Annotated in this window: 11 protein-coding genes; 1 reads left to right on the forward strand and 10 read right to left on the reverse strand. The window is 59.4% G+C overall.

Annotation, left to right across the window (positions count from 1 at the left end):
- Positions 1-105 precede the first annotated feature (105 nt).
- Positions 106-2,271 (reverse strand): hypothetical protein, encoded by a 2,166-nt coding sequence (locus ABMA60_RS09755; RefSeq protein WP_392802168.1) that lies wholly within the window; start codon positions 2,269-2,271, stop codon positions 106-108.
- Positions 2,272-2,535: 264 nt separating this feature from the next.
- Between ABMA60_RS09755 and epmA the strand changes: the two genes are divergently transcribed.
- Positions 2,536-3,480, forward strand: coding sequence for an EF-P lysine aminoacylase EpmA (gene epmA / locus ABMA60_RS09760; protein ID WP_392802171.1), 945 nt, complete (start codon positions 2,536-2,538; stop codon positions 3,478-3,480).
- A 2-nt stretch (positions 3,481-3,482) separates the two neighbouring features.
- Here epmA and ABMA60_RS09765 read toward each other — a convergent pair whose 3' ends face one another.
- The 9 genes from ABMA60_RS09765 to xdhA all read right to left on the reverse strand — a co-directional run bounded on the left by ABMA60_RS09765 (position 3,483) and on the right by xdhA (position 13,427).
- Positions 3,483-4,058: a ProQ/FINO family protein gene (locus ABMA60_RS09765; RefSeq protein WP_392802174.1), complete on the reverse strand. Its 576-nt coding sequence runs from the start codon at positions 4,056-4,058 to the stop codon at positions 3,483-3,485.
- Between the two features lie 72 nt (positions 4,059-4,130).
- A complete protein-coding gene (gene asd / locus ABMA60_RS09770; RefSeq protein WP_392802177.1) occupies positions 4,131-4,988 on the reverse strand; it encodes an archaetidylserine decarboxylase in 858 nt (285 codons plus the stop codon).
- 1 nt (position 4,989) lies between these two features.
- Positions 4,990-6,513: an HDOD domain-containing protein gene (locus tag ABMA60_RS09775; protein WP_392802180.1), complete on the reverse strand. Its 1,524-nt coding sequence runs from the start codon at positions 6,511-6,513 to the stop codon at positions 4,990-4,992.
- Between the two features lie 91 nt (positions 6,514-6,604).
- Positions 6,605-7,813, reverse strand: coding sequence for a urate hydroxylase PuuD (locus ABMA60_RS09780; protein ID WP_392802183.1), 1,209 nt, complete (start codon positions 7,811-7,813; stop codon positions 6,605-6,607).
- Positions 7,813-8,142, reverse strand: a complete 330-nt coding sequence (gene uraH, locus ABMA60_RS09785) for a hydroxyisourate hydrolase (RefSeq protein ID WP_392802186.1) — start codon at positions 8,140-8,142, stop codon at positions 7,813-7,815. The genes ABMA60_RS09780 and uraH overlap by 1 nt, the downstream gene beginning before the upstream one ends.
- 171 nt (positions 8,143-8,313) lie before the next feature.
- On the reverse strand, positions 8,314-8,817 hold the full coding sequence (gene uraD / locus ABMA60_RS09790; protein ID WP_392802189.1) for a 2-oxo-4-hydroxy-4-carboxy-5-ureidoimidazoline decarboxylase: 504 nt from the start codon (positions 8,815-8,817) through the stop codon (positions 8,314-8,316).
- The gene (gene xdhC, locus ABMA60_RS09795; protein ID WP_392802192.1) at positions 8,814-9,662 is read right to left on the reverse strand and encodes a xanthine dehydrogenase accessory protein XdhC; all 849 of its coding nucleotides are present in this window, start codon (positions 9,660-9,662) and stop codon (positions 8,814-8,816) included. Before xdhC ends, uraD begins: the two co-directional genes overlap by 4 nt.
- Complete coding sequence (gene xdhB / locus ABMA60_RS09800) at positions 9,659-11,992, reverse strand: xanthine dehydrogenase molybdopterin binding subunit (RefSeq protein WP_392802195.1); 2,334 nt, start codon at positions 11,990-11,992, stop codon at positions 9,659-9,661. Before xdhB ends, xdhC begins: the two co-directional genes overlap by 4 nt.
- On the reverse strand, positions 11,985-13,427 hold the full coding sequence (gene xdhA, locus ABMA60_RS09805; RefSeq protein ID WP_392802197.1) for a xanthine dehydrogenase small subunit: 1,443 nt from the start codon (positions 13,425-13,427) through the stop codon (positions 11,985-11,987). The genes xdhB and xdhA overlap by 8 nt, the downstream gene beginning before the upstream one ends.
- Positions 13,428-13,567: the final 140 nt, after the last annotated feature.

Raw genomic sequence — 13,567 nt, forward strand, 5'->3', positions numbered from 1 at the left:
TTGCTGTGTTACACCGCCGTTTCACAACGAACGGATATAAAAAACGAACCTCGATTGAGGTTCGTTTTTTTTTGGCACAGGTTGGCGCGCCGTTAGGCGCACTTTTTATTTGGAGACATAGACCCGGTCGCCGTTTGTCAGGTCTACGGCCAGCAGGGCGTTTGAACCATCGTTCAGCACCAGCGCTCGGTTGTTGACGCTGTCGAGTGCGATTGCAGTGGGGTTGTAGAACGCATTATCGCCGCCCCCGGTGGAGGCATCGGAAATAACCGTGCGTGCGCCAGTCTTGAGGTTTACGGCCAGCAGGGCATATAAACTGTAGTCCAGCACCAGCGCTTGGTTGTTGTTGCTATCGAGTGCGATCGCAATGGGAGAAATGAACTTCTGGCCGCTGAAGTCTGTGGAGTTATCGGAAATGACCCCGCGGTCTCCGGTACCGAGATCCACGGCCAGTAGGGCCTTTAAACCATTGTCCAGCATCAGCGCCTGCTTAGTGTCACGGTCGAATGCGATTGCAACGGGAGTGGAGATGAACATCTGGTCGCCGTAGTCGTCGGTGCTATCGGAAATGAGGCTGCGTTCGCCGGTATCGAGATTCACCGCCAGCAGTGCATTTAAACCATCGTCCAACACCAGCGCCTCTTTGTTGTTGCGGCCGAGTGCGATCGCACTGGGATAGCTGAGCCCCGGGGCGCTGCCCTTGGTGTCGTTATCCGAAACAACCTCGCGTTCGCCAGTGCTGAGATCCACTTTCAGCAGGGCCTTTAAACTTTTGTCCACCACCAGCGCCCGGTTGTTGTCGGTATCGAGTGCCATCGCATAGGGGGCGATGAACGTCGGGCCGCCATTCTTGGTGTCGTTATCCGAAATAACCCTGCGTTCGCCGGTGTTGAGGTCCACTGCGAACAGGGCTTGTAAATTGGCGTCCACCACCAGCGCCCGGGTGTTGTCGCGGTCGAGCGCGATTGCTTGGGGTGAGCTAAACGCTTTGTCGCCGCCCCCGATGGAGGTCTCCGAAATAACCGTGCGTTGGCCGGTGTTGAGATCCACGGCCAGCAGGCCCTGTCTGGTTTGCACCAGCGCCCGCTTGTTATCGCTGTCGAGTGCAAGGGCAGTGGCAGAGCTGAATCCCTTGTCGCCGCTCCCTGTGGTGGCATCCGATATGATCGTGAGTTTTTTGTCTCGATCCAGAGCCAGCAAGGCGTCTAAACCTGCGTCCAGCACCAGTATTCGCATGTTGTCCCTGTCGAGGGTGATCGCAACTGATTTGCTGAGCGTCGTTTCACCGTCCTTCGGTGTTGTATCCGAAATGACCGTGCGTTTGCCTTCGTTATTGTTGTCAGCTAGGTCTACGGCCAACACAACGTTTAAAAATGCGTCTAGCACCAGCGCCCGGTTGTTGTCGCTGTCAAGTGTGATCGCAGTGGGGGTGGCGAACGTTTGGCCGCTGCCTTTAGTGTCGTTATCCGAAATAACCCGGCGTTCACCGGTATTGAGGTCGACGGCCAGCAGGGCAGGTGAATTCTCGTTGTCGATCACCAGCGCCCGTTTGTTGTCGTTGTCGAGGGCGATGGCAATGGGAAAGTTGAACGCCGGGCCGCCGTTCTCAGTGTCATTATCCGATATCACCCTGCGTTCGCCAGTGCTGAGGTTCACGTCCAGCAGGGCTTTTAAACCACTGTCCACCACCAGCGCCCGGTTGTGGATGCTGTCGAGTGCGATCGCATTCGGAGAACTGAAAGCCTTATCGCCGCCCCCGATGGTGGCATCGGAAATCACCGTGCGTTCGCCGTTGTTGAGGTTCACTTCTAGCAGGGCTTTTAAACCGGAGTCCACCACCAGCGCCCGGTTGTTAACGCTGTCGAGGGCGATTGCATTTGGGTTCTGAAGGATATTGGGCTGGTAGGTCACCTGCGCCTGTGCCGCCAGGCTGTTGCGGTTGCCTGCCCGGTCGCGAACATCGACGGTGATGGGGTTTTTGCCATAGACCAGCGGCACTTCCGCCGACCAGTGGGCAAAGCCATCGTCGCTGGTGGCGGGTACGCTATTGACTACGACCGAGTCGACGCCGCTGTCGAAACCACTGGTGGTGCCCCTGACCCGAATGGTGTCGGATTCAGTGAGGGCGTTGGGCGTGGGGAATTGGATGGTGGCGCTGGGTTGGGTGGTGTCGGGGCTGACTTTGGTGCTGGAAGAATCGCAGGCGGCCAGTAACCATAATAACTGGCCGATCAGCAAGGCGGTGTAACCTATCCTTGGAATCCGTTTCATCGTGGTGCTCCATAATGTTGGGGTCTGCATTGTTTGTCGCAGCGTGCCCGGGCCTGAGTTATAACCTCCTGCCTGGGGCTCAAACTCAGAGACAATAAAGGACGCTCATTTGAATAAGCGTTTGAAACATCGTTGTTTTTTTAAGTGCGAATATGATTGTGTGACGCGCTTCTCGTTTAACGGAAAACCGGTGTTGGTCAGCGCAGCGAAGAAGGTGGCAACGATGGATGGACTGGGGAGAGATGATGATCACAGGCACTCAAGATGACTGACTGGCAACCCACAGCGAGCTTAAACAACCTGCGCCGCCGGGCTCAGTTATTGGCGGATATTCGCGCTTTTTTTGCGGCGCGCCAGGTACTGGAAGTCGATACGCCGGTGTTGTCGAACGTCGGCGTGACCGATGTCAATCTCACTAATATCCGCACCACCGACGGCGGTTTTTTGCAGACCTCGCCGGAGTACGCCATGAAGCGTTTATTGGCGGCGGGCATGGGCGATTGTTATCAGCTGGGTCATGTATTTCGCCAGGATGAAAGCGGCGCGCGCCATAACGCTGAGTTCAGTCTGCTGGAGTGGTATCGGTTGGGTTGGGATGATGCTCAGTTAATGGATGAGGTGGCGCAGTTGTGCCGCGAGGTTTCCGGCCAGCCAGAGTTAGCGGCCGAACGTTTGAGTTACCTTGAAGCGTTCGTACAGGCTGGTTTGCCCGATCCGCACCGGGCCGATGTAACGGAGCTGCGCGCGGCCGTGCATCAGCATCTGGCAGCCGACAGCCATGATTGGCAACGCGATGACTGCCTCGATGCGTTGATGGCGCTGGTGGTGGAACCTTCTTTGCCGGCCGATCAACTGACGTTTATTACGCATTACCCCGCCAGCCAGGCTGCCTTGGCGCAATTTGAAACCCAGGATGAGCTGACATTGGCGCGGCGCTTTGAGTTGTACTGGGGCGCTATGGAGCTGGCTAACGGCTATTTCGAACTGACCGATGCGGCCGAGCAGCAGCGGCGTTTTGCCGAAGATCAGCAACGCAGAAAAGCTCAGCAATTGCCAGAGGCGGAGATGGATCAGCGGTTGCTGGCGGCGATGCAGGCGGGTTTGCCGGATTGCGCCGGGGTGGCGCTGGGTGTGGATCGGTTATTGATGCGGATACTGGGCGAGGACCGCATTGCTGCGGTCCTGCCCTTTAACCGGGAAAACGCCTGAACTCAGTCGTTTTTGGGTTTGTTAACCAAGGCTTCCAACTTGCGTTGCAAGCGATTTTCCTGGTCCTCGGCCGACACCTTCGGCTGCGCCGGTTTTTTAGGTTTGGCTTTCGGTTTTGCCTTGGCTTTTGCTTTGTCTTTTGGCTTGGCTTTGGCGGCACGCTCGGCACGACGCTTGTCGATGGCGTCGAGTTTTTCTTTGGCGTGCGCGGCGTCTTCAGCGCTGACGGTGCCGGCGGCGCTGCCGTCGATGGTGACGCGATCGGCGCCTTCCACCATGCAGGCGTAGTAGGAACGCAACCGCACATAGACGTTGAGCGCGCGGCGAATGCGCGTTTTCGACAGTTTGCCGTCTTCGGCCAAGGCTTCGTGAATGCCAATTTTCAGCGGCTTCGGCTGGCGCGGATTGAACGCTTGCGGATACAGCTCGCACAATTCATCCATGGCCTTGCGATTGGCCTCAAACTCTTTTTTACGCTGGGCGTCGGTCTTCTTTTTCCTGGCCGTAGCCGCCTCGGCCTGAGGCTGGGCTTCAGGCTTGGTTTGAGACACATCTTCCTGGGTCGTTTCGTCGGTCATGGTCTGTCCGGCAAGCTCATTGAACGGCGCAGGATACCGGCTTTGAAAACCCGATTCCAGAGACCTTGTTCATCATTTTGTCGCATTGAGCGGTTGGCCCAGTCGAACCGGCTGGCCGGCGCTGATGGTGGCGTCCCATTCCAGGGCGTCGGCTTCGAATAAAGCGATGACGGTACTGCCCAACCGAAAGCGTCCCATTTCTTCGCCGCGCTTGAACTGGGGGCCGTCTTCGCCGAAGTGCTGGTGTTTGATGCGGCGGCCGTCGGGCGCGACGATGCCGGACCAGACGGTTTCGATGCTGGCGACGATCATTGCGCCGACCAAGACCAGAATCATGCGGCCGTGCGCGGTCTCAAATTCGCACACCAGCCGTTCGTTACGGGCAAATAAACGCGGCACGTTGTCGGCGGTGACACCATTGACGCTGAACAGCCGACCGGGCACGAAGGTGGTGCGGATCAGTTTGCCGTCGCACGGCATATGGATGCGGTGGTAGTCGCGTGGCGATAAATACAGCGTGGCAAAACGACCGTCGCGAAACGCCTTGCCCTGGTCGGCATCGCCGCCGAGTAATTCGGTGAGGCTGTAGTCGCGGCCTTTGGCTTGGAAAAGTCGGCCATTTTCGATTTTTCCAGCCTGGCTGACGGCGCCGTCGACCGGGCAGATTAAGCGCTGTTGATCGTCCGGCAGCGGCCGTGCGCCGGGCTTGAGGGCGCGGGTGAAGAAGTCGTTGAAGTTGCGATAGTCGCTTAAATTTTCGCGTTCGGCTTCGCTCATATTGACTTGAAATTGCTTGGCAAAGCGGCCGATAAACAGCCGGCGAATCGGTGCCCATTCGCTGGCGGCCAGACGGCCGACAAAACGAGACAACAGATGATGCGGCGCCAGATATTGGCTGGCGACGAAGAGGCGTTCGGTCAGTGAGCTCATGTTATTTCCGGTTCAGGGCGCTGTTCCAGTCGGCACAAAATTCACGGAACAGGCGATAATCGTGTTCGTTCAGTTCTTCTTTATCGTCTTTGGCGTCGGCGTAAATCAGCAACGGTATTGCCGTTCCTATCTTGAAAGAGCGCAAGAAAAACGCTTCGCCATCGGCGGCTTTCAACAGATCGGCCGGCAGCGTTTGCTGGCCTTTGTTGCGATTGCTGTCGTTGACCCACAAAGCGGCGGTACGGCGACTGAATTCCTGCATCACCGTGCTTTTAAACAACGGCAGGCGCAGGTTACGCAGCAGCAGATAATAACTGCAACCGGCGGTGCGCGTCGCCTGCCAGTTACCTTCGATCATTTTTAAAATCACGATACGGCTGAGCCCCAGACCTTTTTGCAGGCCTTCGAGCGCTGTCTTGTGGATTTCCGCATCGGGAAGTTCAATGTCGCGCCGCAACAGGGTGCGGGCGTTATCGAGGTGATCTTGATTCACAGCGCTGCGCTTTTTCACCGGTGGCGGTGGTGGCGCTGGCGGCGGTACGGGTTTGGCGGCCACCCGGGGACGCGGCTCTGGGGGTTTTTCACGCAGGCGCAGATCATCGGCAGTATCGAGATTGGGGTCGCGGACTTTTTTGGGTGCGACGCCCGGCGCCGCTTTACTGATCGGTGGCTGGTGCGCCAGCAATTGCCGGGCCGCGCTGCCGGCTTCCGGCAGGTGGTATTGACGCGCTGCCTGAGGAATCCAGGTTTTCAGCCGTTGGCGGAAGTCGGCGAGGCCCAGCGCCGTTGCGCCAATTTTGCACAGTCGGTCCAGCGCCGGCGAATCCCACGATAGCCTCAGTTGATACGCCAGTTCGTGACTGAGCGGCAGCAGCGCGCTGAGCATGGCGCTGCGATTGGGCAACAGACGCTCGCTGATTTGGTCGAGTTCTGCGGCGCTCAGATGCTCTGGTGGCTGCGGTAAGTTCAGGTAATGGCACAACCGGCGGGTCCAGTGGATCAGTGGTTGTTCGATCAGATTTTCGACCAGTTCGGCGCGGTCGCGGCCTTCGGTCGAGCGTTGCTCAAAGGCTTCCATCCGCTGCGGCTCCAGCAGCCACAGCGCCCAGAAACCGAGGTTGTGAAACAGCACACCCCAGAAATCGGCGTCACTCCAGGGCAGGCTGCGCTGCTCGAACCATTGCTTCATCAGGCTGGCGGCGACCAGGCTATCGGCAATGTTCAGGCGCAGGCCGCGATAGGCAGTGCTGCCCGGGCTGATGCGCGGAATGGTGCGGTTCAGGTTGATCAGGCGCTGTACACCGAGCACAGCTGCGGCGTGATCGAGGGTGCTCAGTTGCTGGTCGCGGGTGGCGTAAATGCGGTTGGCCTGCCCCATGATCTGCATGGCCAATAACGGATCTTCACGCACCGCCTGGCTCCAGTCGGACAGCGGTGCGTCCGACGAAGGCAGGGCAGTTTGGGGAATCAGAGCGGGAAGATTGGCCGCTTGAATACGTTCTAGCCAGGGGTTGGAAGTGCTCATCCGCAGGTCGTCGGGTCCGGTTGTGGCTGGTCCCCGACACGGATCGGGGTGGGCCGGCAATCCCAATGGCCGACCCACATTTTAGTGTGGCTTAAAAACGTTGTTTTAACCAGTTGCCGAGCGCCAGGCGTTCGTCGTCGGTCATTTCCGTCCGGTTCAGAAACGGCATGTCGCGGGTGACCACGGCGCGTTGTTCGATGCGTCCGGACCAGCGCTCAATCTGGGCCAGATCATCGAGCACCACGCCCGATGGCGCCGAGGGGAACAGGCTGTCGGTCGGCTGCGCCGAGTGGCAGCTGGCGCAGCGGTTCTGCACCAGCGCCAGAGCGTCGGCATCGGACATCACCGAAGCGGTTGCTTCGCTGTGAGCGGCGTTGTTGCTGGTTGCCGGTGTCGATTCTGGCCAGCTGAGAATGGCCGCCATCAGCACAAAGGCGATGCCCGCGGCGACCAGAAAGGCCGGTTGCCGAATACCGCGATGCGCCAGGTTGAAGTAATGCCGCACGCACAGGGTGATGGCGATGATGGCCATCAAGATCAGCCAGCTGTCGTCGCCCTGATAGGTCATCGGGTAGTGGTTGCTGATCATCAAAAAGATGACCGGCAGCGTGAAGTAGTTGTTGTGGACGCTGCGTTGCTTACCGATCAGGCCCGGTTTCGGATCGGGCAGTTCGCCCCGCGCCACGGCGGCGACCATTTTGCGTTGGCCGGGGATGATCTTGAAGAAGACGTTGGCGACCATGATGGTGCCGATCAGCGCGCCCATATGGATAAAGGCGCCACGGCCGGAAAAGGTATGCGTCAGCAGCCAGGCAAAGCCGCAGCCGATGATAAAAATAACCACGCCAAACCAGCGGCTTTCGACCAGTTTGGTGCGGCACAGGGCGTCGTAAATCACCCAGCCGGCAAGCAGATAACCCAGACCATAAGCTATGGCGCGGCCGGTGCTGAGCGGCATCACATTGGGGTCGATCAGATAGGCTTGAGCGCCAAAATAATAGACCCAGGTGAGCAGTAGGAAGCCGGTAATCCAGGTGGTGTAGGCTTCCCATTTGAACCAGTGCAGCTTCTCGGGTATCGCCTCGGGGCCGACCTTATATTTGGCGACTTCATAAAAGCCACCACCGTGTACCGCCCACAGATCGCCGCCAATGCCGGCGTCTTTTTTCCATTGCGGTGGCTCGTTCAGGTGGTTGTCGAGCCAGATAAAATAAAACGACGAGCCGATCCAGGCGACGCCGGCGATGACATGGAACCAGCGTAAAAACAGGCTGACCCATTCAGCGAAAAAAACGTCCATTAACTGCCTCGGTAGGTGGAATAGCCAAAGGGACTGACCAACAGCGGCACGTGGTAGTGCGCATCGCTGCCGGACAACTGAAAACAAACGGTCGCTTCGGGGTAGAAAGATTGACCGTGGGTGGCGGTGAGATAGTCGCCGGTATGGAAGGTCAGCGCATAAACGCCATCGGCGAAACCGCCTTCGGGCCAGTCGCCAAAACGACCGTCAGCGTTGGTGACGCCTTCGGCGATGATCTCGCCGCTGGAATTTTTCAGCGTCAGCTTCATGCCCCGGGCGGGTTGGCCCAGGGTGGTATCGAGCACATGGGTTGAGAGGGTGTGGCTCATTTTGACTCCGTGTTTTTGTTGTCGGCGTTGGCCGCACCGGTTGGCGGACCCTCCCCCAGAGGGACGCTGCAAGTACGTCCATGTATGCTCGGGGATTCCCATCCCTGGGAATCCACGCCCTCTGGTGAAGGGTCCGCCAACCGGCGCTTAATGCAGTGGTTTCACATCGCTTTATAAGACGGCTTCATCCAACCGCTTCAAAGTAATTTTCAACTGCTGCTGCGCCGCCAGTTTCAGTTCCTGATCGGTGCTGTTGTCGATGCGGGCGTTGAGCAGCTCTAGCATCTGGTCGGCGGTTTTGCCGCTGGCGAAGACGATAAAAATAAAACCGTGGCGTTTCAGATAGCGCTTATTGCCTTCGGCCAGCGCTTGCAAGGTGGCCTCACTGGCGCCAGTTGCACCGGCCTGTTCGGCGCTCGATAGGTCTTTGCTGGCGTGGTATTTGGCGCGCAGGCTGTCGATGTCGCCAATCATCGGGTGGCCTTCGAACGCCTGACGCCAGTCCTCTTCGTTGGTGCCGGCCCAGTGGATGCGGGCGCTGTCGAGCAGGTCGGTACGGTCTTTGAACGGCCGCGCCGCAACCATGCGTTCAATCCAGCGCTCGGCGGTGCAGGTGGTGCGCAAAAAAGCAGCCATTTGATCGGCGGGCAGGGCGTTGATTTCTTCCACTGTCATTCCGTTTCTTCCTGGTTCAGCGACTGGCTGTGTTGCCAGTTCAGGCCGGTCACTTTTTTGGCCGACTGCGCCATCGGCTGATGCAGCCGTTGGATCAGTTGGCCAGCAATCGATACCGCCACTTCCGCCGGACGTTTGCCCGGAATGTCTGCCAGGCCAACCGGGCAGATAAGGCGCGCGATATCGGCGTCTGACCAGCCACGATGCGCCAACCGCTGACGAAAACGCTTGGCTTTGGTGGCCGAGCCGATAACGCCGATATAACCAATATCCGGTCGTTTCAGCGCCGCCTGGACCAACTCGAAATCGAGTTGGTGATTGTGAGTGAGCACCAGCATCCAGCCGTTTTCCGGCAGATCTGCCACGGCATCGACCGGGTTGCTCAGGCATTCCACGCGTACGCCGGCGGGCGCTGCGGCTAACCAGTCGGCGCGCGGGTCGATCCAGCTCAGTTGCACATCCAAGGGCGCCAGTATCGGTAGCAAGCGCTGGGCCACATGGCCGGCACCGAACACCGCCAAAGGTTGGCGAGCGTTTACCAGCACTTCAAACAACAACTGAGCCGCACCGCCACAGCATTGGCCGCGACTGGCGCCGAGTTCGACACGTTCGACCTCGGTTCGCGCTTCGCCCGCGGCCAGCAGCTCCCGCGCTCGTTCGATGGCCTGATATTCCAGGTTGCCGCCACCGATGGTGTCCCACTGATCGGCGGCGCTGACCACCATCTTGGTGGCGGCGTCACGTGGCGTGGAGCCGGCGGTGCTGAGCACGGTGATCAGTACCAGCGGCTCGCCGTTTTGTTGCAGCTCGTTGACCGCTTCGAACCAGCGCCAATGTCGTTTCATGATTGGCGTCCTTTCAGTGCTTCGATGGCAAACAGCACCCGTTCCGGCGTGGCCGGTGTATCCAGCGCCGGGCTGAGTTGGTAGTCACTGACGCTGGCGATGGCATCGCGCAGCGCACACCAGACGCTGATCGGCAGCATCAGCGGCGGCTCACCCACGGCTTTGGATTTAAACACCGTGTCTTCGCGGTTGGGTTGTGGGTAGAGATCGACATTGAACACCGGCGGGGTATCGCCGATGGCCGGGATTTTGTAGTTCGCCGGGCTGTTACTGAGCAACCGGCCGCTGTTGTCCCACTTCAGTTCTTCGCTGGTCAACCAGCCCATGCCCTGAATAAAGCCACCTTCAATCTGACCGATGTCGAGCGCCGGGTTGATGCTGTCGCCGACGTCGTGCAGCACATCGACGCGATCGACCGAGTATTCGCCGGTCAGGGTGTCGATGCTGACTTCCGAGCAGGACGCGCCGTAGGCGAAATACAGGAAGGGCCGGCCTTTGCCGTTTTCGGCGTCCCACTCCAGCTTGGGCGTGCGGTAGTAGCCGGTGGCCGAGAGTGAAATGCGGTTCAGGTAGGCGGTTTGCACCAGGTCGGCGAAGTCGATGATGTTAGTGCCCAGCGTGACTTTGCCGGCCTGGAAACTGACTTCATCGGGCCTTAAACCATAATGATCGCAGGCGAATTCGATCAGCCGTTGCTTGATTGCCCGCGCCGCGTTTTGCGCCGCCTTACCGTTCAGATCGGTGCCGCTGGAGGCGGCCGTGGGCGAGGTGTTGGGCACCTTGTCGGTGCGGGTGGCGGAGACCTGAACGGTCTCCAGCGCGACGCCGAATTCGAGCGCGACAATCTGCGCCACCTTGGTAAACAGACCCTGACCCATTTCCGTGCCGCCGTGGTTCAGGTGAATCGAACCATCGGTATAGATATGCACCAGCGCACCGGCCTGGTTCAGGTGTTTGGCGGTGAAGGAGATGCCGAATTTTACCGGCGTCAGCGCCAGGCCTTTTTTGATGATCGGGCTTTGGCGATTGAACTCGGTGATTGCTGCGCGGCGTTGCCAATAGTCGCTGGTGGTTTCCAGACGTTCGATCAGCTGCGGCAGAATGTTGTCTTCGACGGTCATCTGGTAGGGCGTGACATCGCGTTCACCCTGACCATAAAGGTTGCGCTTGCGGATGGTCAGCGGGTCTTCGCCGCGATGGCGGGCGATATCGTCCATGGCCGCTTCGATGGTCATCATGCCCTGAGGTCCGCCGAAGCCGCGAAAGGCGGTGTTGGAAACGGTGTGAGTCAGGCAGCGGTAGCCGTCGATGGCCGAATCGCCGAGGAAATAGGCATTATCGGCATGGAACATGGCGCGATCGACAATGGCGTTCGATAAATCCGGCGAATAACCGCAGAAGCCATTGACCTCGATTTTCGCCGCCTGAATCACGCCCGCGTCGTCAAAACCCAGCTGCCAGCGGTTATCGAACGGATGGCGTTTGCCGGTGGCGCTCATATCGATGCTGCGCGGCAGCCGTATTTTCACCGGCCGGCCGGTGTGATGCGCCAGCAAGGCTGCGATGCACGCCCACTGCGCCGCCTGGCTTTCCTTACCACCGAAAGCGCCGCCCATACGCCGCACGTCGACGGTGACCTTGTTAAAGGAAATCCCCAGCACTTCGGCGACCAGTTTCTGCACTTCGGATGGGTGCTGGCTGGAGGTGTAGACCAGCATGCCGCCGTCTTCTTCGGGGATAACCAGGCTGGCCTGGCCTTCCAGATAGAAGTGTTCCTGACCACCGATCTGAATGCGGCCGCTGATTTGATGCGCTGCGTTTTTGAGCGTGGTATCGGCATCACCATAGCGAAAATGCACCGGCTTACCGACTTCGGCGCCGGCGGCTCGGGCTTGTTCGACACTGAGGATGGCGTCGCTGGCTTCGATTTCCCAGCTGGCCGCCTTGACCGCCAGGCGCGCCTGTTCGTAGCTGTCGGCAGCGACGGCAAATAACGGCTGACCGTGAAACAAAATGGTGTCTTCCGCCAGCACCGGATCGCCGCCGAAGACGGCGCCGATGTCGGTATGGCCGGGCACATCGGCAACGCTGATGACGCGCTTTACACCGGCCGCCGAGCGCACCGCATCCAACTGCAGCGACTTAAGAGTGCCGTGCGCGACATCGGCCTGGCCAACGGCTGCGTGCAGCAAACCGGCAGGCTCGGGCATATCGTCGATATAGCGGGCTTGGCCTGCGACCTGGCGGCTGGCGCTGTCGTGTTCGACCGGCTGACCAGCCTGACCGAGGCTGAATTCGGGCTTGAGCAGGGCATCGGTGAGTTTACGCATGATGGAAGGCTCCCGGGTTCGATACACGGGTAATCAAACCGCTGTTGCTGGTTTCCAGATAGAAGCGACGCAGCAGATTGGCGGTGACGGTGATGCGGTACTGGGCGCTGGCGCGAACGTCGTCGATGGGTTGCAGTCGGCTGGCGAGATCGCTGGCGACGGCATCGATATCCAGTTGCGACCAGGCTTGGCCAACCAGCTGTTGCGACCAGTCATCCAGGCTTAACGGCGTTGCAGCCAGGCCGCCAAAACCGGCGCGGAAGATGGTGACGCTGTCGCCATCGCGCTCTAGATAGAAGCAGGCGCAGACGGTGGAAATATCGTCTTCAAAGCGCTTGGAAATCTTGTAGGCGCGTACCGTGCTGTTGTCGGGTCGGCGCGGAATATGAACCGTGTCGATCCATTCGCCGTCGGCCAGCACCGTTTGGCGATAGCCGGTGATCAACTGCGCGACCGGCAACCGACGCTGACCGTTTGAGCTGGCCAGCGTGACTTCGGCATTCAGCGCAATCAGCAGCGGCGGGGTATCGCCAATCGGTGAAGCGTTGCCGAGGTTGCCGCCCAGGCTGCCGCGATTGCGGATCGGCGTGGAACCGAGGCGATCGAGCCATTCGCTGGCTTCGGGGTAATCGGCCAGCAGCGCCGGAGCCAGATCGGCGTAAGGCAGGGCCGCGCCGATATTGATAAAGGCGGCGTCGACATTCAGTTGCTGCAACTCGGCTACGGCGGTTAGGTCGATTAGGGCGGGCAGCTCTTTGACTGACTGAGTTTTTTCCAGCGCCAGGTCAGTGCTGCCCGCGCTGAGCCGAGCTTCGGGATGCGCGGCCAGCATCTCGCCCAACTCATCGCGATTGCGCGGCTGCCAGAAGCCGACACCGCTGTCGCTCTGGGCCGGGTTCATCGCCGCCAATTCAGCCTCAATGGCCTCGGCCTGCTCGCTGAACGCATCGCCGTGACGCTGTTCGAGCAATTCCATGGCGGCATCGATAATTGGCCGATAACCGGTGCAGCGACAGAGATTGCCAGACAGCGCATTAAGCACCGCCTCGCGTTCCGGCGCGGTGTCGCTGTGGTAGAGCGCAAACAGACTCATGATAAAACCGGGCGTGCAAAAGCCGCATTGCGAGCCGTGGTGTTTCACCATGGCCTGCTGCACCGGATGCAACTGGCCGGTTGCGGCCAGATGCTCGACTGTCAGCAATTGTTTGCCGGCCAGGCTGTGGACGAAGGTGATGCAGCTGTTGACGGCGCGGTAACGCAGCCCCGCCTCGGTGCGTTCGCCAATCACTACGGTGCAGGCGCCGCAGTCGCCGGACGCGCAGCCTTCTTTGGTGCCGGTCAGTTTGGCGTCTTGGCGCAGGTATTCGAGAACGGTGAGGTCCGGATCGGTCGGCGCCAGCTCGACGCGGGACCGGTTTAATAAAAAGGTGGTCATGCCATGGCTCGCTGTTCGCGGGCAAGCCGTCACGGTTGCTTGCCCTTGTTGTTTTTAGCAATGCAAATTAAAGACCATAATATGACCGAACGGTCAGGAAATGCAAAGAAGCAGCGGGGCGGGAAAAGCGCGGCTTCGGA

The sequence above is a fragment of the Saccharospirillum sp. HFRX-2 genome, from assembly GCF_043196805.1.
In the GTDB taxonomy this organism is placed as follows: Bacteria; Pseudomonadota; Gammaproteobacteria; order Pseudomonadales; family Natronospirillaceae; genus Saccharospirillum.